The sequence below is a fragment of the Streptomyces sp. NBC_00353 genome (genome assembly GCF_036108815.1).
Lineage (GTDB): Bacteria > Actinomycetota > Actinomycetes > Streptomycetales > Streptomycetaceae > Streptomyces.
Genome location: NZ_CP107985.1, coordinates 6,514,138 through 6,535,141, shown reverse-complemented (window position 1 = coordinate 6,535,141; position 21,004 = coordinate 6,514,138). Strand labels below are relative to the sequence as shown.

16 protein-coding genes and 1 pseudogene are annotated in these 21,004 nt (G+C 71.0%); 6 read left to right on the top strand and 11 right to left on the bottom strand.

The features are described 5' to 3' along the window. Window positions 1-88: 88 nt before the first annotated feature. The 3 genes from OHA88_RS29455 to OHA88_RS29445 form a co-directional block, all read right to left on the bottom strand. Entirely contained in the window at window positions 89-964 is an 876-nt protein-coding gene (locus OHA88_RS29455) for an ABC transporter permease (RefSeq protein WP_267005090.1), read from the bottom strand. Continuing rightward, complete coding sequence (locus OHA88_RS29450) at window positions 961-3,717, bottom strand: alpha/beta fold hydrolase (RefSeq protein WP_328627731.1); 2,757 nt, start codon at window positions 3,715-3,717, stop codon at window positions 961-963. The genes OHA88_RS29455 and OHA88_RS29450 overlap by 4 nt, the downstream gene beginning before the upstream one ends. A 123-nt stretch (window positions 3,718-3,840) precedes the next feature. Beyond that, window positions 3,841-4,659, bottom strand: a complete 819-nt coding sequence (locus OHA88_RS29445; RefSeq protein WP_328627730.1) for a maleylpyruvate isomerase family mycothiol-dependent enzyme — start codon at window positions 4,657-4,659, stop codon at window positions 3,841-3,843. Between the two features lie 349 nt (window positions 4,660-5,008). On the opposite strand from OHA88_RS29445, the gene OHA88_RS29440 reads away from it, so the two are divergent. After that, window positions 5,009-6,445, top strand: coding sequence for an FG-GAP repeat protein (locus OHA88_RS29440; RefSeq protein WP_328627729.1), 1,437 nt, complete (start codon window positions 5,009-5,011; stop codon window positions 6,443-6,445). A gap of 127 nt (window positions 6,446-6,572) precedes the next feature. Here the strand turns inward: OHA88_RS29440 and OHA88_RS29435 are convergent, their stop codons facing one another. The 7 genes and pseudogenes from OHA88_RS29435 to iolC all read right to left on the bottom strand — a co-directional run bounded on the left by OHA88_RS29435 (window position 6,573) and on the right by iolC (window position 14,284). Continuing rightward, window positions 6,573-7,409: a phosphotransferase family protein gene (locus OHA88_RS29435; RefSeq protein WP_328627728.1), complete on the bottom strand. Its 837-nt coding sequence runs from the start codon at window positions 7,407-7,409 to the stop codon at window positions 6,573-6,575. A 195-nt stretch (window positions 7,410-7,604) separates the two neighbouring features. Continuing rightward, a pseudogene (locus OHA88_RS29430) lies at window positions 7,605-7,763 on the bottom strand (DUF4291 family protein); the annotation flags it as partial. A gap of 182 nt (window positions 7,764-7,945) precedes the next feature. Then, window positions 7,946-9,445: a CoA-acylating methylmalonate-semialdehyde dehydrogenase gene (gene mmsA / locus OHA88_RS29425; protein WP_328627727.1), complete on the bottom strand. Its 1,500-nt coding sequence runs from the start codon at window positions 9,443-9,445 to the stop codon at window positions 7,946-7,948. A 19-nt stretch (window positions 9,446-9,464) separates the two neighbouring features. Then, window positions 9,465-11,375, bottom strand: coding sequence for a 3D-(3,5/4)-trihydroxycyclohexane-1,2-dione acylhydrolase (decyclizing) (iolD, locus tag OHA88_RS29420; RefSeq protein ID WP_328627726.1), 1,911 nt, complete (start codon window positions 11,373-11,375; stop codon window positions 9,465-9,467). After that, complete coding sequence (gene iolB, locus OHA88_RS29415; RefSeq protein ID WP_328627725.1) at window positions 11,372-12,316, bottom strand: 5-deoxy-glucuronate isomerase; 945 nt, start codon at window positions 12,314-12,316, stop codon at window positions 11,372-11,374. Before iolB ends, iolD begins: the two co-directional genes overlap by 4 nt. Before the next feature lie 31 nt (window positions 12,317-12,347). Beyond that, a complete protein-coding gene (locus tag OHA88_RS29410; protein ID WP_328627724.1) occupies window positions 12,348-13,235 on the bottom strand; it encodes a Cgl0159 family (beta/alpha)8-fold protein in 888 nt (295 codons plus the stop codon). After that, entirely contained in the window at window positions 13,232-14,284 is a 1,053-nt protein-coding gene (gene iolC / locus OHA88_RS29405; RefSeq protein ID WP_328627723.1) for a 5-dehydro-2-deoxygluconokinase, read from the bottom strand. Before iolC ends, OHA88_RS29410 begins: the two co-directional genes overlap by 4 nt. Before the next feature lie 134 nt (window positions 14,285-14,418). On the opposite strand from iolC, the gene OHA88_RS29400 reads away from it, so the two are divergent. The 3 genes from OHA88_RS29400 to OHA88_RS29390 all read left to right on the top strand — a co-directional run bounded on the left by OHA88_RS29400 (window position 14,419) and on the right by OHA88_RS29390 (window position 16,253). Beyond that, entirely contained in the window at window positions 14,419-15,369 is a 951-nt protein-coding gene (locus tag OHA88_RS29400; RefSeq protein ID WP_328627722.1) for a sugar phosphate isomerase/epimerase family protein, read from the top strand. A gap of 85 nt (window positions 15,370-15,454) precedes the next feature. Next, window positions 15,455-15,838, top strand: a complete 384-nt coding sequence (locus OHA88_RS29395) for a peptidoglycan-binding domain-containing protein (RefSeq protein WP_328627721.1) — start codon at window positions 15,455-15,457, stop codon at window positions 15,836-15,838. 217 nt (window positions 15,839-16,055) lie between these two features. After that, window positions 16,056-16,253: a helix-turn-helix transcriptional regulator gene (locus tag OHA88_RS29390; protein WP_030935124.1), complete on the top strand. Its 198-nt coding sequence runs from the start codon at window positions 16,056-16,058 to the stop codon at window positions 16,251-16,253. 112 nt (window positions 16,254-16,365) lie between these two features. On the opposite strand, the gene OHA88_RS29385 is transcribed toward OHA88_RS29390, so the two are convergent. Beyond that, on the bottom strand, window positions 16,366-17,412 hold the full coding sequence (locus OHA88_RS29385) for a zinc-dependent alcohol dehydrogenase family protein (RefSeq protein WP_328627720.1): 1,047 nt from the start codon (window positions 17,410-17,412) through the stop codon (window positions 16,366-16,368). 307 nt (window positions 17,413-17,719) lie between these two features. Here OHA88_RS29385 and OHA88_RS29380 point away from each other — a divergent pair, with 307 nt between their 5' ends. Then, window positions 17,720-18,028: a heavy-metal-associated domain-containing protein gene (locus tag OHA88_RS29380; protein WP_328627719.1), complete on the top strand. Its 309-nt coding sequence runs from the start codon at window positions 17,720-17,722 to the stop codon at window positions 18,026-18,028. Window positions 18,029-18,175: 147 nt separating this feature from the next. Next, a complete protein-coding gene (locus OHA88_RS29375; protein ID WP_328627718.1) occupies window positions 18,176-20,593 on the top strand; it encodes a heavy metal translocating P-type ATPase in 2,418 nt (805 codons plus the stop codon). Window positions 20,594-21,004 lie beyond the last annotated feature (411 nt).

The window sequence follows — 21,004 nt, the reverse complement described above, 5'->3', positions numbered from 1 at the left end:
CGTCAAGGAGCAGACGAAGACGTTGCGGATGAATCTCGATGCGGCAACGGCGGGCGCGAAGGCCGCGAATCGCCTCGGAACATCAAGGTCAGGACACGATGTCCTTACGACTGAACCCCCGGAAGGCGAAAGCGAACAGGATCAGGGCGTACGTCACCGAGATCGCCGCGCCCTTTGCCATGCCGCCCCACTCCAGGTCGGGCTGGAGCGCGTCCGCCCAGGCGAACTGCCAGTGCGCGGGAAGGAATTCGCGCCAGGAACCGAGTGCGGTGACGGCGTCGAGCACATTGCCGACGATGGTCAGCCCGACCGCGCCGCCGACCGCGCCCAGCGGGGCGTCGGTCTTCGTCGACAGCCAGAACGCCAGCCCGGCAGTGACCAGTTGGGACACGAAGATGAACGCGACGACGAGCGCGAGCCGGGGCACGGTGTCGCCGGCCGCCAGCGCGCCGCCGGTGGGGAGCTGGAGTGGCCCCCAGCCGTACGCGGCGGCTCCCGCGGCCAGAGCGACGAGTGGCAGCAGCACCATCGCGGCCAGGCTGAAGCCGAGTGCCACGACGAGTTTGCTCCACAGCAGCCTGGCCCGGGGGACGGGCGCCGCCAGCAGATAGCGCAGCGACGACCAGCTGGCCTCCGAGGCGACGGTGTCCCCGCAGAACAGCGCCACCGGCACGACGAGCAGGAACCCGGCGGAGACGAACAGGCAGGTCGCGGCAAAGTTCGCAGCGGACGCGGTCGCCGTGTCCATCAGCGTGAGCCGGTCGCCGCCACCCCGGGAGTCCGGTGTGCCGCCGATCGCGAACGCGATGATCAGGATGAACGGGAGGGCCGCCAGCACCCCGCCCATCAGCAGGGTGCGTCGCCTGCGCAGCTGTCTTACGGCCTCGACGCGCAGCGGCAGGGTGTGCCGCGCCCGGTATCCGCGGGCTTCGGCGGCGTCGGTGACATCGACTGCGGCACTCATGCGGAGCCTCCGGAGATCAGGGTGAGGAACGCGTCCTCCAGGCGGCGGTGCGGTCCGACACCGGTCAACGGCACGTCGAGCCGGACGAGTTCGGCGATCAGCGCGGAGGACGAGGCGGCTCCGTCGAGCCGTACGAGCAGCCCGCGCCCGTCGTCCGTACGGACCGCGGAGCCGATACCGGGCAGCGCGGCGACCTTGTCCACCAGCGGTTCGGCGACCTCTGCCGCGGTGCTGATCAGCAGCGTGTCGCCGGAGCCGGTGATCTCGGCGACCGGGCCCGCCTGGACAAGCCGGCCACGGTCCATGACCACCAGGTGGGTGCAGGACTGTTCGACCTCGGAGAGGAGATGGCTGGAGACGATGACGGTCCGGCCCCCGGCCGCGTACCGGATCATCACGTCCCGCATCTCGCGGATCTGGGGCGGGTCGAGGCCGTTGGTCGGCTCGTCGAGGATGAGGAGGTCCGGCATGCCCAGCATGGCCTGGGCGATGGCGAGCCGCTGCCGCATGCCTTGCGAGTACGTCCGCACCGCGCGGGCCAGCGCGTCGCCGAGTCCGGCGATCTTCAGGGCCTCCTCGATGTGCGAGTCCTCGGCGGGGCGTCCGGTGGCCTGCCAGTACAGCTCCAGGTTGGCCCGCCCGGACAGGTGCGGCAGGAAGCCGGCCCCTTCGACGAACGCCCCGACCCGGGACAGCACGGGCGCACCCGGCCGGATGGCGTGCCCGAAGACACGGATCTCGCCGCCGTCGGGGCCGATGAGCCCCATCAGCATCCGCAGGGTGGTGGTCTTCCCCGCCCCGTTCGGTCCGAGGAGTCCGAGGACCTGGCCCTTCTCGACCCGGAAGGACAGGTCCTGGACGGCGTACCTGTCGGCGGACCTGGCGTACTTCTTGGACAGGCCGGTGATCTGGAGCGGGACGTCGGCGAGCGCCGGGTCCGGGGCCGGGGTCGCGGTGCGGCGGCGTGCGGTGAGCAGCAGCGCGAGCGCGATGACAGCGGCTGCGGCGGGAAGTCCCCAGGTCCACCACGGCAGTCCGGCCGACGCGGTCTTCACCGCGGGTGCGGTGGGGACGGCCAGCGGGCCGTCGAGGGAGACCGTGTACGTGGTCGGCTCGGCCGGTGAGGCGTAGCCGAGGTCGGTGGCGGAGAGGACCAGACGGAGCCGGTGTCCGGCGTCGAGCGCGTGGTCGACGGCGGGCAGGGTCAGCTCGACGGTCCTGTTCTGCTGCGCGGGCGCGATCCGGTAGGGGGCGACGAGCTGGGCGGGCAGCACCTGCTGCCGCCCGTCCGGCGCCACGTCGTACACCTTGCCGAACAGCACCGCATCACCCTGTCCGGCCGTCACCTTCACACGGACGGTGGGTGATCCGGTGATACGCATCGATGTGCCGAGGGGGGCGGAGTCGAAACGGGCGTACTGGCCGGGGAAGTCGAGCGAGAGTCCGACGCCGAGGGTGGAGAGCTGGGCGAGTCCGCCGCCGACGCCCGGGACGGCGGAGATGGCGGGCGGGTTGGCGCCGGCCGGGTTCCGGAAGGCCTGCGTCCGCGGACCGGCGGAGGCGCTGTCCTGTGCTCTGCCGCTCGCGTCGTCCTGTGTGCCGCCCTGACCGCTGCCCCCGCCCAGGCCGGTGATCTCCTGTCGGCCTCCCGTGCCCGTGAGCGCGATCTGCCTGGCGCCGCTCGACAGCCCCGGGTAGTGGTCGCTGCTCGCGCCGCGCTGGAGGGCGGCCCCATCGGTGGAGTCGATGCCTCCGGTACGGGTGACGCGGAAGCCGGGCCCGGTGTCGACGCCCTTGTCCTCCTTCAGGTACCGGTCGAACCATGACCCGATCCGGTTCTCGACCCGACCGCTCTCCAGGTCCCCGCCGTCGTGCCCGCCCGCGATCCAGTCGACGGAGACGGGTGCACCGTTGCCGCTGATGGTGCGTGCCATCGCATCGGCCTGGCCGAGCGGGAAGAGGGAGTCGGTCTGTCCCTGCACGATGAGCGCGGGCACCTTGATGCGGTCGCCGACGGCGGACGGGGAGCGGTCGGTCAGCAGGGCACGGGCGGCGGCGTCCGGCTTCCCGGAGACGGCGACCCGTTCGTACATGTCACACAGCTGCTTCTCGAACCTGTCGCAGCCGCCGCCCGAGGTGATGAAGATCCCCGCCCAGAGCTTCTTGAAGACCCCGTCGGGGAACAGCGCGTCGGCAAGGTTCCAGTATGTGATGACCGGTGCGATGGCGTCGACGCGCTTGTCGTGCCCGGCGGCGAGGAGCGAGACCGCGCCACCGTACGAGGCACCGGTGACGCCGACGCGCGGGTCGCCCTTGCCGTCCAGCTGCACCTCGGGCCTGCGCGCCAGCCAGTCGATCAGCCCGGACACGTCCTTGACCTCGCGGCCGGGTGCGTTGAGCGAGATCTCCCCGCCGGACTTCCCGAACCCGCGGGCCGACCAGGTCAGAACGGCGTAACCGGCACCGGCCAACTTCTCGGCCTGCGCCCGCACATCGTTCTTGGAGCCGCCGAAGCCGTGCCCTATCAGCACGGCGGGCCGGCGCTGCGAACCCCCGGACGTGAAGTACGAGGTGTCGATCGACACCCCGTCCACCCGCATCATCCGGTCCTCGCGGTGCACCGCGGGCGCGCTGTCGTCGGCCGCCGCGGTCCAGGTGCCGGCGCCCGCCAGCACGACGAGCGCGGCCAGGGCCGCCGCCCACCGGCCGCGTCCGCGGGACCATCGGCGCCATCGGGAGTCAGGGGTCTGCATACATCGACCCTAAGCGCCCGTCCCGCGCTCCCGGGCTGCCGAAAGGGGGAACTGCCGAGCCTCCTTGAGACGTACGCTCCTCCCCCGCCGTACTCCGTACGCGGTATGCCGGACGCGTGTTTCTCAGGGCGCCGTGAACAAGGACGGGAAACGAGGGGCCATCCAGGGCTTGCGGCCCCAGGCGAGCACGCGGCCGCGGGCCATGGCGCCCCACGGATCGCAGCGGCCGAGCGCGATCAGCAGGAAGGTGACCGGTTCGATGAGGATGGTGCAGTCCGGGCGGCTCAACGGCCCCGGGCTGACGGTCAGCGCTCCGTCGGTGAAGGTCGCACCGAAGCGCTGTCCACCCCGCAGGCGGATCGCGAAGCGCGCGTTCAGTCCGGCAGCGGCGGAGGCGACCACCCGCGGCATGCTTGTGATCATGAAGGGCATGGAGAGCTCGACCCGGGCGCCGTCGAGCATGTGCGGACGGCCCACCGCGCGGGCGAGATCGTAACCGTGGCCGAGCATGTGCGTGAGCAGGTACGAGCCGAGGGTGGCCACATCCATCGAGCTCAGAGGGGTGATCACGGTCTCGTCCAACGGGCGCTGCTCCGCCGCCGCGAGGAAGGCGTCGGCCTGCGCCACGATCATCTCGGCGAGCGGATCGGCTCCACGCTCGCCGAACCCGGCGAGGGAGCGCTCGTTGGCCGCCGCCAGGCTCTGCGGCGTACCGTCCCCGTACGGGCGTTCCTGACCGGCCGCGATATCGGCCATCAGCTCATTGGCCTGCGCCAGGTGGGCTGCCGCCTCACCGAGGGTCCAGCTGGATCCGGGGACCGGGATGCCCGTGTCCGTCCGGCCGCGCAGCAACGCCGCTATCTCCTCGGCGGTGTCGTGTATCGCCTCGGCAAGTCCCTCGGGAAGCGCGTCTCGCCGCTCCCGGGCAGGCGTTGGTTCCACGGCTGTCTCCCTCTGTCCCGCTGCCTTGAGCCGGCCTCCACGGTCGAAGGTCCGGCGGATCCGTGCAGGATGCCAGGCCGCGTCGGTGGGAGCAGCCACCGGGGCAGCGATCCGGGGAGTTCGGGGTGGTTCAGCCGGTCGGGGGCGTGATGTCCGTGAGGTAGGGCGACTCGGCCGGGAGCAGCGCCGCCGCCTCGTCGGACCGGCCACCCCCGATGGGATGGTGCCCGCGTGGACGGCGAGTCCCGAGTCGTGTTCCGCCACCTTCACACAACCCTTCGTACACCTCGTGAGTCACATCTCCGAGAACCTTCGCTCTCATTGCCCCCTTCGACTACGGGAGTTCCCCGTGCGTTCACGCACCCTGGCCGTCACCGCCGCCGCAGCGGCCCTCACCGTCGCCGGTCTGACCCTGCCACTCGCCGGGAGCGCCGCGGCTGCAACGACTCCGCGGTTCGACTTCAACGGCGACGGATACGCGGACATCGCGGTCGGCATGCCCAACGCCACGGTGAACGGCAAGGCCAAGGCCGGCTACATCAGCGTGATCTATGGCGGCCCGCAGAGCCCGAGCCAGTCCACCGGTGTCATCAGCCAGGCTGAGGCCGGCATACCCGGCACGCCCGAGGCGGGCGACCGCTTCGGGTCCTCCGTGGCACCCGTCGACGTGAACGGCGACGGCGTCTTCGAGCTCGTCGTCGGCGCGAGCGGCGAGTCGCTCACCTCCGACCAGCTCAAGGACGAGGGCACCATCACCGTCCTGGACGGCTCGGGGTGGAACGTCAAGGGCACCACCGTGGCCAGGGGCACGGGCGAGTTCAGCAGCATCGGCCGCACCATCGCCACGGGCGACTACGACGGCGACGGCGACACCGACCTCGCGTACGGCGAGAACAGCGAGGAGAGCGGCTCGCTTCGGTTCCGCCCGGGCCCGCTCACCGCGGCCCCCGTAACCACCACCACCCTGCGCCGCTACAGCATGGGCGGCGCCACCCGCGACCTGGCAACCGGCGATTTCGACGGCGACGGCCGGGACGACCTCGCCGCCACCTGGCAGGGCACGGAGGACTCCGGCACCTTCATCACGCGCTGGGACGACCAGGCCAAGCCGGCCCAGTGGTACGCCGACGCCGACCGGGGCAGCTCGCTCGCCGCCGCCGACTTCGACCGGGACGGCACGGACGACCTCGCGGTCGGCCTCGTACAGCCCAACCCCGAGTCGGAGACCACGCATTGCGAGGACCGGCTCGGCGGTGCGGTGCTCCTGCTCAAGGGCTCGAAGACCGCGAACTTCGGCACCGAGAGCGAGTGCATCACCCAGTCGAACCCGGAGGTCGGCGGCACCGCAGAGGAGGGCGACGACTTCGGCGCCGCGCTGGCCGCGGGCGACCTGAACGGCGACAGCCGTCCGGAACTGGTGGTCGGCGTGCCCGGCGAGGACGTGGGCACCGTCAAGGACGCGGGCGGGTACGTCACCATGAACGGCACGGAGCACGGCCTCTACGGCGGTCGGGCCCGCAGCCAGAGCACCACGAACATGCCCGGCACGGCCGAGGCCGGCGACCGCTTCGGCGCCCAGGTGGCCGTCGGCGACTACAACCGCGACGGACTGTGGGACACCGCGGTGAGCGCGCCCGGGGAGAACGCCGGTGAGCCCAGGTCCGGTGGCGTCTGGTTCGCGCCGAGCAGCACCGAGGAGACGTACCCGCTGGGCAAGTCGCTGACCCCGTTCGGCTTCGCACTGCCCCACGGGGCCATCAAGTACGGCGAGGTGCTGGGACTTTAAAGGTCTGTCAACGCCGCTTGATGATCCATGTCAAGCGGCGTTCATAGCCCGATTCCTTGCATCATTGGGGGTGCTGGTTCCCTCCCGGCGGGTTGATGTCCCTGGCGGCTCGGTCGAGATGAGGCGGCTATGACGGAAACAGCCACTCCATCGCGGCAAGGCTCTTGTCGACGTATCTGCCTTGTTCCGTCTCGATGCCGTATGCCAGATCCTCGAAGACACTGCACCTGGCATAGAACACGGCGCGCTCGCTGAGAGCCGCGACGTCGTTGGCGTCGGTTCGATAGGTGCTGATGGCGGCGCGGGTGGCCGCGGGGCCGAGATCGCGGTAGAGCAGCCCGAAGTCGCAAGCCGGATCGACGACGGCGGCATCACTCCAGTCGATGATGCCGGTCACCGTCCATGCGACCGGGTCGACGAGAACGTGTTCGATCCCCAGATCGTTGTGGGAGAACGTCGGGGTGCAGCCATCGTGCGGTGGTGCGGCGTCCAGGAACGCTTCGACGGATCGGCGCTGCGCCGCCGGTACCTGCCCGGCCACCGTCACATAGTTCTCCATGGCCTCATGTCGCCACTCGGCCACCGGCTGGTGGTCCGTTTCCACCGCCATCCGATCGATCGCAACAGCATGCAGCGCAGTGAGCAGCTCGCCAAGCGTGGCGCCGATCGACGTGCCGTGAGCCGATCGCTGGTGCCGCGGCATACCCACCAGTGGCACGCCGGGAAGCTTGAAGTAGGCCAGACAACCCTGCTCCGCGACCGTGAACGTCGGCTGGGGCACGGGCAGCGGCGAAACGTCGGCGACGGCAGCAAGCACGCGGGCCTCGTGGTTCAGCAGAGCGGCCCGCCGTGCCAGGTCGGGCTCCTTGCTGAAGCGCACGATCAGCTCACCGTTCACCTCGTACGCCAGGTTGTCCAGGCCCTCGCCGAGCTGCACGACGGAGTCGACCTGGTAGTCGGGCATGTGCGCGATCACGACGCTGCGGACGTCTGCGACGCGGTCGCGGCTGCGACTGGTCATTCGCGGACGATATCAATCGACCACACGACGTCAGCGGTGGTCATCGAGTGGCCGCGAGATCGCCGACCAGGCCCGCAACGGCGCGGATGGCCTCTCTCCAGGCACCGAAAGGGGCTGTGAACGCGCCTTGACGACTCATGTCATGCGGTCGCGCTTCCGGGCAGTGGGAAAGCGGCCGTCACGGGCGGCAGGCAGCCCGATGAACGGTGTGTACGCCTGGTGGACGGTGACCGTGGAGGCGGTGCGCCGGGCGCGGATCTCGTACCGGGGCGCGGTGGGGAAGGCCGGGGCGGTCATGGGGTCCGGGATGGGCGAGGCGCACCGCGTCCTGCCACCGGGTTTCGGCAGGTCCCGCACGGTACCGGCCGGCGCCGCGGACCGTTCCGGAACGCCGCGCCCCGCCGGGCGGGCCCCGTCGAAGAACCGCCGGGCCCCCGGCCGCTGGTGCGGCCGGGGGCCCGGTGCGGGTGGGGTGGGGATCAGTGGTTGCGGGGGAAGCCGAGGTCCACACCGGCGGGGGCGTCGGCCGGGTCCGGCCAGCGGGTGGTGACGACCTTGCCGCGGGTGTAGAAGTGCACTCCGTCGTTGCCGTAGATGTGGTGGTCGCCGAAGAGCGAGTCCTTCCAGCCACCGAAGGAGTGGTAGCCCACCGGCACCGGGATCGGCACGTTGACGCCGACCATGCCGGCCTCGATCTCCAGCTGGAAGCGGCGGGCGGCGCCGCCGTCGCGGGTGAAGATCGCGGTGCCGTTGCCGAACGGCGAGGCGTTCATGAGGGCGACGCCCTCCTCGTACGTCTCGGCGCGCAGGACGCACAGCACCGGGCCGAAGATCTCGTCCTTGTACGCGTCCGAGTCGGTGGACACGTGGTCGAGGAGGGAGAGGCCGATCCAGTGGCCGTCCTCGAACCCTTCGACGGTGTAGCCCGTGCCGTCGAGGACGACGTCGGCACCCTGGGCGGCCGCGCCCGTGACGTACGAGGCGACCTTGTCGCGGTGGGCCGCGGTGATCAGCGGGCCCATCTCGGACGCCGGGTCGTTGCCGGGACCGATCTTGATCTTCTCGGCACGCTCCTTGATCCTGGCGACGAGCTCGTCACCGATCGCGCCCACCGCGACGACTGCGGAGATGGCCATGCAGCGCTCACCGGCGGAGCCGTACGCGGCGGAGACCGCGGCGTCGGCGGCGGCGTCGAGGTCCGCGTCCGGCAGGACCAGCATGTGGTTCTTCGCACCGCCGAGCGCCTGGACGCGCTTGCCGTTGGCGGAGGCGGTGGTGTGGATGTAGCGGGCGATCGGGGTGGAGCCGACGAAGGAGACCGCGGCGACGTCCGGGTGGTTCAGCAGTCCGTCGACGGCGACCTTGTCGCCGTGCAGCACGTTCAGCACGCCGTCCGGCAGTCCGGCCTCGGCTGCCAGCTCGGCCAGCAGGTTGGCGGCCGACGGGTCCTTCTCGCTCGGCTTCAGCACGAACGTGTTGCCGCAGGCGATGGCCAGCGGGAACATCCACATCGGCACCATCGCCGGGAAGTTGAACGGCGTGATGCCCGCGACGACACCGAGCGACTGGCGGATCGAGGAGACGTCGACCCGGCTGGAGACCTGGGTGGACAGCTCGCCCTTGAGCTGGGTGGTGATGCCGCAGGCCAGCTCGACGATCTCCAGACCGCGGGCGACCTCACCGAGCGCGTCGGAGTGCACCTTGCCGTGCTCGGCGGTGATCAGCGCGGCGATGTCGTCACGGCGCGCGTCGAGCAGTGCACGGTAGCGGAACAGGACGGCGGTGCGGGCGGCCAGCGATGACGTGCCCCATGTCGCGTACGCGTCCCTCGCGGCGGCGACCGCGGCGTCGACCTCTTCGAGGGAGGCGAGTGCGACCTGGGTGGTGACGGCGCCGGTGGCCGGGTCGGTGACCGGGCCGTAGTTGCCCGACGTGCCCTCGACGGTCTTGCCACCGATCCAGTGGTTGACGGTCTTCATTACGTACTCCTTCAGGCCTTCAGAGGTGGCGGCGTCGGGCTGCGACTTGCCGGTCGTAGTCTTCCCGGGCTTTGACCGCCGACGGGCGGGTGGCCGTTTCGGCTACAGGAACATCCCACCACGCCTGCGCCGGAGGGGGGCCCGACACTGTGTCTGCCGTTTCGGTCTCGACGTAGACACAAGTGGGGCGGTCCGAGGTCCGCGCGGCGGTGAGGGCTTCACGCAGGTCACGCACGGTCTTGGCGCGCAGCACCCGCATGCCGAGAGAGCCCGCGTTGGCCGCGAGATCGACGGGCAGCGGGGGGCCGGTGAAGCTGCCGTCGGCGGCGCGCTGCCGGTACGCGGTACCGAAGCGTTCGGCGCCGACCGACTCGGAGAGTCCGCCGATCGAGGCGTAGCCGTGGTTCTGCAGGACGACGACCTTGACCGGCAGGTTCTCCTGCACGGCAGTGACGATCTCGGTGGGGTTCATGAGGTAGGTGCCGTCGCCGACGAGCGCCCAGACGGGCCGGCCGGGGGCGGCCAGCTGTACGCCGATCGCGGCCGGGATCTCGTATCCCATGCAGGAGTAGCCGTACTCCACGTGGTACTGGCTGCGGGAGCGGGTCCGCCACAGCTGGTGCAGGTCGCCGGGGAGCGACCCCGCCGCGTTGATCAGGATGTCGTCGTCGTCGACCAGGGTGTCGAGCAGACCGAGGACCTGGGCCTGGGTGGGCCGCGCAGCCGGGTCGTCCGCGGCGAACGCCGTGTCGACGCGCTGCTCCCAGCGTTCCTTGGCGTCGGTGTACTCGGTCTCGTAGGCCGGGTCGACGCGGTAGTTGCGCTGGTTCAGGGCCTCGGTCAGCGCTTCGAGGGCGGTGCGGGCATCGGCGACGAGCGGCAGCGCGGCGAGCTTGTGGGCGTCGAAGCCGGTGATGTTGAGGTTGAGGAAGCGGACCGCCGGGTTCGAGAAGAGGGTGGCGGAGGCGGTGGTGAAGTCGGAGTAGCGGGTGCCGATGCCGATGATCAGGTCGGCGGTACGGGCCAGTTCGTCGGCGGTCGCGGTGCCGGTGTGGCCGATGCCGCCGACGTCGGCGGGGTGGTCGTGGCGCAGCGAACCCTTGCCGGACTGGGTGGAGGCGACGGGGATCCGGGTGGCGGCGGCCAGTGCGGCGAGGGTCTCCTCGGCCGCGCTGTGATGGACCCCGCCGCCTGCGACGATCAGCGGCCGGCGGGCGGTGCGCACGGCCCGTACCGCCCGTTCCAGTTCGTGGGCGTCGGGTGCGGCGCGGCGTACGTGCCAGATGCGCTCGGCGAAGAACTCCTCCGGCCAGTCGTACGCCTCCGCCTGCACGTCCTGCGGCAGCGCGAGTGTGACGGCGCCGGTCTCCGCCGGGTCGGCGAGGGTCCGCATGGCCTGGAGGGCGGCCGGAACGAGCGCTTCGGGGCGGGTGATCCGGTCGAAGTAGCGGGAGACGGGGCGCAGGCAGTCGTTGACGGAGAGGTCGCCCGCGGACGGGACTTCGAGCTGCTGGAGCACGGGGTCGGCGGGGCGGGTCGCGAAGATGTCGCCGGGGAGGAGGAGGACGGGGAGGTGGTTGATGGTGGCGAGGGCGGCGCCGGTGACGAGGTTGGTGGCGCCGGGGCCGATGGAGGTGGTGACGGCGTGCGCGGAGAGGCGGCCGGACTGGCGGGCGTAGCCGACGGCGGCGTGCACCATGGACTGCTCGTTGCGGCCCTGGAGGTAGGGCATGGCGGGCCGGGCGGATACGGACCCGGGCGCGGCGGCCCCCGTCTCCAGGAGCGCCTGGCCGATTCCGGCGACGTTGCCGTGGCCGAAGATGCCCCAGGTGGCGCTGATCAGACGCTGTCGCCGGCCGTCGCGCTCGGTGTACTGGCGGGCGAGGAAGGACACCAGGGCCTGGGCGGTGGTGAGCCTGCGGGTGCTCATCGAGGTGCCTCCTGACCGGAGAGTCCGGACGTTCCGGAGAGTCCGTGGAGCGGCAGCCGGGGGTCGACCGGCTGGGCGGGCCAGGTGTCGCGGATCCAGCCGTGGTCGGGGTGGTCGCTGATCAGCCACTCCCGCTGCTCGCCCGGACCTGCCATCACATTGAGGTAGTACAGGGTGTGGCCGGGAGCGGCGATGGACGGGCCGTGCCAGCCGTCGGGGATCAGCACGGCGTCGCCGCTGCGGACTTCGGCGAGGACGTCCGTACCGCCGGGCCGGGACGGGGACACGCGGTGGTAGCCGAGGCCGGGCCTGCCCCGGTTCTCCTCGATCTCGAAGTAGTAGATCTCTTCGAGGACGGACTCGGCGCCGGGGCGGTACTCGTCGTGCTTGTGCGGCGGGTACGAGGACCAGTTGCCGCCGGGGGTGAGGACCTCGACGGCGATCAGCCGGTCGCAGTCGAATGTGTCGGCAGCGGCGAAGTTGTTGACCTGGCGCGAGCAGTTCCCGGCGCCGCGCAGCTCGACGGGTACCTCCGGCGCGGGGCCGTAGCGAGCGGGGAGTCGTCGCTCGCACTTCGCTCCTGCCAGGGCGAAGCGGCCTCCGGCGCCGGAGGAGATCTGGGCATGGGCGTCACGCGGTACGTACACGAAGTCGGAGACCCCGCTGAACACGCTTTCCCGGCCCAGCAGTTCAAAGATCTCACCTGAGGTGTGCACCGTACAGCCACCGGTCAACGGCAGGATGATCCATTCACTCTCCCCGGTGGCCAGCGTGTGAACACCGCCTGGCCGCAGCTCCACCACGCGCAGGCTCGACCGGTCCCAGCCGGCCCGCTTCGGGTCGATGTCCAGGGCATACGGTCCGTCGGCCGCGCTGCCGGCGGGCAGATGCCGCTCGTACGACGGCCGGTCGCGTACGCGTTCGTCGTTGTCCGTAGTCATGCCCTCTCCCATACCCGTCCCTGCCCTCTCGCTACAGCAGCGCCACGGCTGTGTCGACAGCTCCGGCCACATCGCCGTCGACCGGATAGAGCAACGACCGCCCGACCACCAGCCCTTGGACGGTGGGGAGTCGGAGTGCCCTGCGCCATTTCTCGTACGCACCCTCCTGGTCACCGCCCACCTCGCCGCCCAGCAGCACGGCAGGCAGCGTCGATGTCTCCATCACGCGCGCCATGTCGTCGGGGTTCTCGGTGACGGGGACCTTGAGCCAGGTGTACGCGGAGGTGCCGGCCAGTCCCGAGGCGATGGCGATCGACGTGGTCACCGCCGCCGCACCGAGATGGTTGCGGACCTTGCCGTCGACACGGCGGCAGAGGAACGGCTCGACGAAGACCGGCAGCCGGTGCGCGGCCATGGCGTCGATCGCGCGGGCGGTGGCATGCATCGTGTCGAGGGAACCGGGGTCGTCGTAGTCGATACGGAGCAGCAGCTTGCCCGCGTCGAAGCCGAGCCGGGCGAGGTCGTCGGGGCGGTGGCCGGTGAAGCGGTCGTCGAGTTCGAAGGAGGCGCCCGCGAGTCCGCCGCGGTTCATCGAGCCGACGACGACCCTGTTCTCCAACGCGCCGAGAAGCAGCAGGTCGTCGAGGATGTCGGCGGTGGCGAGGACGCCGTCGACGCCGGGGCGGGAGAGGGCGAGACAGAGCCGCTCCAGGAGCTCGAACCGGTTGGCCATGGCCAGTTCGCGCTCCCCGACGGCGAAGGAGCCGCGGGCCGGGTGGTCCGCCGCGATGATCATCAGGCGGCCGCTGTCGCCGACGAGGGGGCGCCTTCGGCGCCGGGCCGCGGCCTCGGTGACGGCCTCCGGGTGGCGCACGCGCAGCCGGACGAGGTCGGAGACGGAGGAGGCCGCGGGCGTCATGAGCCCGCTCCGGGTTCACCGGCGGTGACGGCGCCCCGCACGAGCGCCTCTTCCACCTCGTACGGGAACGGCATGGCCGGCGAACAGGCGAGCCGGGACGCGACGATGGCACCGGCGGCGTTGGCGTACCGCATGACGCGCTCGGTCTCCCAGCCGGCGAGCAGCCCGTGACAGAGCGCACCGCCGAACGCGTCTCCGGCGCCGAGACCGTTGACGACCTCGACGGGCAGCGGCGGGACGTCGGCGACGGTGCCGTCGCGGTGGACGGCGAGGACGCCCTTGGGGCCCTGCTTGACGACGGCGAGCTCGACCCCGGCGGCGAGCAGGGCGCGGGCGGCCGCGTACGGCTCGCGCTCCCCGGTGGCGATCTCGCACTCGTCGAGATTGCCGACGGCAACGGTGGCGTGCGCAAGGGCCTCGCGGTAGCGGGCGGAGGCGGTGGGGTGGACAGGGTGGTCCGCGCCGGGGTGGCCGGGGTCGTCGGTCCAGAACATCGGGCGCCAGTCCAGGTCGAAGACCGTGAGCGGTCCGGGGCCGTGCCCCTGCCCGCCGCGGGACCGTTCCCGGACCTCGCTCCGGGCGCGCAGCGCCACCAGTGTGGCCGTGCGGCTCGGTTCCGCGCACAGGCCGGTGCCCGTCATCCAGAAGACCCGGGCCGCGCGGATCGCGTCGAGGTCGAGTTCCGCTTCGTGGATCTCCAGGTCGGGCGCCTTGGGCTGCCGGTAGAAGTAGAGCGGGAAGTCGTCCGGCGGGAAGATCTCGCAGAAGGTCACCGGGGTCGGATACGCGTCGACGGAGGTCACCCACCGGTCATCGACCCCGAACTCCCGCAGCTGCTGGTGGAGATAGTCCCCGAACGCGTCCCGGCCGGTGCGCGTCACCACCGCCGTCCGTCTGCCGAGCCGGGCCGCCGCGACGGCCACATTGGCCGGTGAGCCGCCGAGAAACTTTCCGAATGTGTCGACCTGAGCCAGCGGCAGACCGGTCTGGAGCGGGTAGAGATCCACCCCGATCCGCCCCATGGTGATCACGTCGTACATCTCAGGCATACGCATCCCTTCGACCGGCGACCGGAGCGGCTGCCCCCAGGTCTAGCCCTCTCTCCGGAACCCTGTCAACATTTTGTCCGGACATAAGGACGAAGCCTTGACACCCGTCTTCCGAGGCCGGGAGTGTGGGCGATATGACCTCTTCAGCATCTGCCCCGGCCCGCATCCGTATCGGCTCGGCACCCGACTCCTGGGGGGTCTGGTTCCCCGACGATCCGCAGCAGGTGCCGTGGCACCGCTTCCTCGACGAGGTCTCCGAGGCCGGTTACGAGTGGATCGAGCTGGGCCCCTACGGCTATCTCCCGACCGACCCGGCCCGCCTGGCGGACGAGACCCGACGCCGCGGTCTCACCGTCTCGGCGGGCACCGTGTTCACCGGATTGCACCATGGACCGGACGTCTGGGACCGGACCTGGGCGCATGTTGCCGACATCGCGGCGCTCACCCGGGCGATGGGCGCCGAGCATCTGGTGGTCATCCCGGCGTTCTGGCGCGACGACAAGACCGGTGAGGTTCTGGAGGACCGCACGCTCACCGCGGAGCAGTGGCGCGACCTCACCACCCAGACGGAGCGGCTGGGCCGCGAGGTGCGGGACCGGTACGGGCTGCGCATCGTCGTCCACCCTCATGCGGACACCCATGTCGACAGCGAGGAGAACGTCAGCCGGTTCCTCGACGCCACCGACCCCGACCTGGTCTCACTCTGTCTCGACACCGGTCACTACGCCTACTGCGGCGGGGACAGCGTCAAGCTGATCGAGACCTTCGGCGAGCGGATCGGCTATCTGCATCTCAAGCAGGTCGACCCGGAGATCCTGGCCCAAGTCGTGGCGGACGAGGTGCCGTTCGGGCCCGCCGTGGCGCGTGGGGTGATGTGCGAACCGCCGAACGGCGTGCCCGCCCTGGGGCCCGTGCTCGACGCCGCCCGCCGGCTGGACGTCGATCTGTTCGCGATCGTCGAGCAGGACATGTATCCGTGCCCGCCCGAAAGGCCCCTGCCGATCGCCCGCCGCACCCGGGACTTCCTCCGCTCGTGCGGCACCCCGGTGCGGGCCCCCGACACGCCGAACCGCCCGGGGAAGTGACGTGGGGGCGGATTGCGGTGTTGTTCTCGGCGAGAAGAGGGTGCGGCCCCACCGCACCCCTCGACCGGACAAGGAGCAACCCACCGTGATCCGAAAAGCGTTCCGCACCCCCAGGACTGTCGGGGCCTCGGCCCTGGCCGCACTCGCCCTGGCCGCCGCCCTCGTCGCAGCCCCGGCCGCCTCGGCCACCGACCACGAACCGGCACCGCCGCTCGCACCGCCCGGCGCCGGCGCGGTCTGCGCGTTCTACTTCGGCAACGAGCCGACCCTCTACGGCGATCAGGGCGACCGGGTCTCGGAGGTGCAGTGCCTGCTGGCCAACCGCCGCTATCTGCCGTGGAGTGAGGTCAACGGCACCTTCGGACCGCCGACCCTCGCGGCTGTCCAACGCTTCCAGGCGGACCACCCGCCGCTCGTTCCGAGCGGCCTGGTCGGATCGCGGACCTGGTCGGCACTCTGGAACGCTTAGCCGAATTCGGCCCCAATGCATGCCTTCTGTCACAGAGATCACCCCCTCGTCACACATGTCTCCGTTACGCGGGTCTTCCGTCACAGGCGCTCGACAGCCCCTCTCCGCCGCTCACTCGCGTCGTTCACCGAACACAGGCCGAGTGATCGTCGGCGTGCGCACCGCGGCTCCCCCGACGGCCCCCCGGCTGCCGCTGCGGTGCAGGGAGGTGTCACTTATGACGGACAGAAGGCTCTGGTCCTACAAGGACATTGCAGCGCACATCCGGGTGCAGCCGGACACCGTCCGCTCGTACCGCAAACACGGGCTGCTTCCCGCGCCGGACCATGTGGAGGGCGGTAAGCCCTACTGGTACGCGGACACCGTCCGCGCCTGGGTCGCGTCGCGCCCGGGCAACCGGGGCCGCAGGGACTGACACCTCGTCCCTTGCCGCCCCGTTTCCGTTCCGGCCCCGTCCGGCGATCGGCCTCCGGAATCCGCCGACGCCGTACGGGGCCTCGGTCTTCGCCGGGCTCGGGCGAGCGCGGCTACTTCGCCGGTTCGATGATTGTCACTCCTGCTCCGGGGGCCGTTCCCATCGCGGCGAGCGCCGACGGGGCCGAGTCCAACGCGATGGTGGAGGTCACCAGCAGGTCCGGGCGCAGGATGCCGGCCCGCACCATGTCCATCATCGGCGGGTAGTCGTGCGCGGCCATTCCATGGCTGCCGAGGATCTCCAGCTCCAGGCCCGTCACCCGAGACATGGGGACGACGGGGTCACCGGCCGCCGTGGGCAGCAGACCCACCTGCACATGGCGGCCCTGCCACCGCAGGCTCAGGACCGAGGCGGCGCAGGTGACCGGGGAGCCCAGCGCGTCGAGCGACAGATGGGCACCGCCACCCGTCAGTTCGCGCACCGCTTCGCCCGCGCCGCCCGGATGGGCGGACGCGTCCACGCACTCCACCGCTCCGAACGTCCGCGCCAGTTCGAGCGCGCGAGCCGAGACGTCGACGGCGACCACCCGTGCCCCACAGGCCACCGCGATCATGACGGCCGACAGCCCGACCCCGCCGCAGCCATGCACCGCGACCCACTCACCCGGCCCCACCCTCCCCTGACCGACGACGGCCCGGAACGCCGTGGCGAACCGGCAGCCGAGACCCGCCGCCGTCGCGAACGACAGCTCTTCGGGCACGGCCACCAGATTGACGTCGGCCTGTTCCAGCGCCACGTACTGGGCGAACGAACCCCAGTGGGTGAAACCGGGCTGGGTCTGCCGCTCGCAGACCTGCTGGGCGCCGGCCGCACAGGCGGCGCAGCGGCCGCAGGCACAGACGAAGGGAACGGTGACGCGGTCGCCCGGCCGCCAGTTGACGACTGCGCTCCCGACCGCCTCGACCACACCGGCGAGTTCATGACCGGGCACATGCGGCAGGGTGATGTCCGGGTCGTGACCCATCCAGCCGTGCCAGTCGCTGCGGCACAGCCCGGTCGCCTCGACGCGGACCACGACGCCCTGGTCGGAGGGGGCGGGATCCGGCACGTCCCGTACCCCGGCGATCTTCCCGAACTCCTCGAACACCACAGCCCGCATCGGCCCCGCCTCTCGTTCCGCCCACCCGGCCATCGCCCGGCCATCCATCGGACCGCCCACCGGGCCGGCCGTCAGGCCGCCGAATCTACGCCCCGGTGGTGATCTTGTGGCGCGCCCGTCGCGTCGAATCCGGTCGGCGATGCCGCCGGCCGGATTCCGCCGGATGGCCGACAACACTCGTCCGAAAGCGCACCCGTCCTCGCATTCATACCCCCTAGGGGTATAAAGTATGAGTGTTGGGGCGCACCAGCATTCCCGGGAGCCCCTGGCGTCACACCGAGACGTACGCGTCGAAGAGGAGAACACCATGACCGCCGAGATCCAGCTCACCCAGGCCACCGGCTCCTGCTGCTCGCCGAACGGCTCCTGCCACGACGGCGCGGACACCGCGGCCACGACGGGCGGGGTCACCACCGTCTACCAGGTGACCGGCATGACCTGCGGGCACTGCGAAGGCGCCGTCTCCGAGGAGATCTCCGGCATCGAGGGCGTCACCTCGGTGAAGGCCGTGGCCGCCACCGGCCGGGTGACCGTGGTCTCCGAGTCGCCGCTGACCGAGGACACCGTGCGCGCTGCGGTCGACGAGGCGGGTTACGAGCTCGTCGGCCCGGCCTGAATACCGTCCCGGCCCACCTGAACACTCCTGCGCAGACCCGCGCAACCCCGCATCATTCGCACCACCCGCACCACCCTTTACCGCCGGGCCGGACCGACCAGCAGATACTGGCAGGAACGGCCCGGTCGGCATTTCAGGAGTACGGACATGTACAGCGCAACAGAGGCCGAGGCCCCGACAGCCGCGAGTTCGGAGGCCGAGCTCGCGATCGGCGGGATGACCTGCGCCTCGTGCGCGGCCCGCATCGAGAAGAAGCTCAACCGGATGGACGGCGTCACCGCCACCGTCAACTACGCGACCGAGAAGGCCCGCGTCGAGTTCGGTGCCGGAACCCGCCTCGATGACGTGATCGCCACCGTCGAGAAGACCGGCTACACGGCGCAACCGCTGCAGCGGCCCACACCGACGCCGCCCACCTCGCCCGTCTCGGCCGTACCGCCACCCGCGACCGAGCGGACGGCTCCGGCCCACGACACGAACCCCACCGAAAAGACTGTCAGCGAAGCCGCAGGCACCGAGGACACGGTGGACGCCACACCCTCCGCACGCCCCACAGACACTGCGGACGCCGCGGACACCGGCGCCGCCGACACCCTCGCCGCCCTGCGTCAGCGCCTCGTCGTCTCGGCCGTCCTCGCCGCCCCCGTCGTCCTCCTGGCCATGGTCCCCGCCTTCCAGTTCGACAACTGGCAGTGGCTCTCCCTCACCCTCGCCGCCCCCGTGGTCGTCTGGGGCGGCCTGCCCTTCCACCGCGCCAGCTGGACCAATCTCCGGCACGGCGCGGCCACCATGGACACCCTGGTCTCGATCGGCACCCTTGCCGCCTTCGGCTGGTCGCTCTGGGCGCTGTTCTTCGGCGACGCCGGCATGACCGGCATGCGGCACGGCTTCGACTTCACCGTCTCGCGCGCCGAGGGCTCCTCCACGATCTACCTGGAGGTCGCCGCCGGGGTCATCACCTTCATCCTGCTGGGCCGCTATCTGGAGGCGAAGTCCAAGCGGAAGGCCGGTTCCGCCCTCCGCGCGCTGATGCATCTCGGCGCCAAGGACGTCTCCGTCCTCCGGGGCGGCACGGAGGTGCGTATCCCTGTCGGCCGGCTGACCGTCGGCGACCGTTTCGTCGTCCGTCCCGGCGAGAAGATCGCGACCGACGGCACCGTCGTCGAGGGCGCCTCCGCCGTCGACGCGTCCATGCTCACCGGCGAGTCCGTGCCGGTCGATGTGAACGTCGGGGACGCCGTCACCGGTGCCACGCTCAACGCGGGCGGCCGTCTCGTCGTGCGCGCCACCCGGGTCGGCGCCGACACCCAGCTGGCACGGATGGCCAGGCTCGTGGAGGACGCGCAGAACGGCAAGGCGGCGGCCCAGCGCCTCGCCGACCGGATCTCGGCGGTCTTCGTCCCGGTCGTCCTGCTGATCGCGCTGGTCACCCTGGTCGTCTGGCTGCTTCTCACCGACGACGTCACAGCCGCGTTCACCGCCGCCGTCGCCGTACTGATCATCGCCTGCCCGTGCGCACTCGGCCTCGCCACACCCACCGCCCTCATGGTCGGCACGGGGCGCGGCGCGCAACTCGGCATCCTGATCAAGGGGCCCGAGGTCCTGGAGACCACACGCCGCATCGACACGATCGTCCTCGACAAGACCGGCACCGTCACAACCGGCCGGATGACACTGCTGGACGTCCACGTGGCAGCGGACACCGCGGCGGACGAGGCGCAGGTGCTGCGGCTGGCCGGCGCCCTGGAACACGCCTCCGAACACCCCATCGCCCAAGCGGTCGCCACCGGCGCCCGCGAGCGGACCGGGACCGCCCTGCCCGCCGTCCAGGACTTCGCCAATATCCCGGGGCTCGGGGTGCGCGGCACCGTCGACGGACATCAGGTCCTCGTCGGGCGCCCGAAGCTGCTCACCGACGCCGGAATCGGCGTCCCCGAGGCGCTGTCCGCCGCCCTCGCGGACACGGCGGCCCGGGGTCGTACGGCCATCGCCGTCGCCTGGGACGGCGAGGCGCGCGGCGTCCTCGGGGTCGCCGACGCGATCAAGGACTCCAGCGCGGCAGCAGTGGCCGACCTGCGTGCTCTCGGCCTGCGGCCGGTGCTGCTGACCGGTGACAACCGGGCCGTGGCGGACACCGTGGCCCGTACCGTCTCCATCGACGAGGTCTACGCCGAGGTGCTGCCCGAGGAGAAGGTGAACGTCATCGAGCGGCTGCAGGCCGAGGGCCGTTCGGTCGCGATGGTCGGCGACGGCGTCAACGACGCTGCCGCCCTCGCCACGGCGGATCTCGGGCTGGCGATGGGTACCGGTACGGACGCCGCGATCGAGGCGAGCGACCTCACCCTCGTTCGTGGAGATCTGAAGGTGGCTGCCGATGCCATCCGGCTCTCCCGGCGGACGCTGGCCACCATCAAGGGCAACCTCTTCTGGGCCTTCGGCTACAACGTACTCGCCCTACCCCTTGCGGCATTTGGCCTGCTCAACCCTATGATTGCGGGAGCGGCGATGGCGTTCTCATCGGTCTTCGTCGTGACGAACAGCCTGCGACTGCGCTCCTTCACATGATTTCCACAAAGAGATTTAGATCACATTGGTTTTGGGGTAACCATTCAGCAGGTTCGAGAGTCTTAGAGTGCGATGCCAAGGATGTCTTGGGGGACGTCCGGCGAAGCGTCTTGGGGGATGCTTCAGGCAAGCGTTGGCCGGGGCACGTGCACCGGGGAGCTTTGAGCGGCCCTCCCGTGCGTACGTACCCCGGCGGACCGCCATGAGGAACAGCGGTACAGCGCAGTGGTACGAGGAACACCCAGGAGCTTCGGCTCCCACAGACGCCCGGCCGGATCCCGTGGGGGGAATCCGCTCCGGGATATGGGAAGCGCCTCGCTGTCGACCCGTGGGGGGATCGATGGCGGGGCGCTTCTCGCACTCTGTACGGATGCTCGCCGGACCACACCGGTACCTGGACAGGGCTCGCGG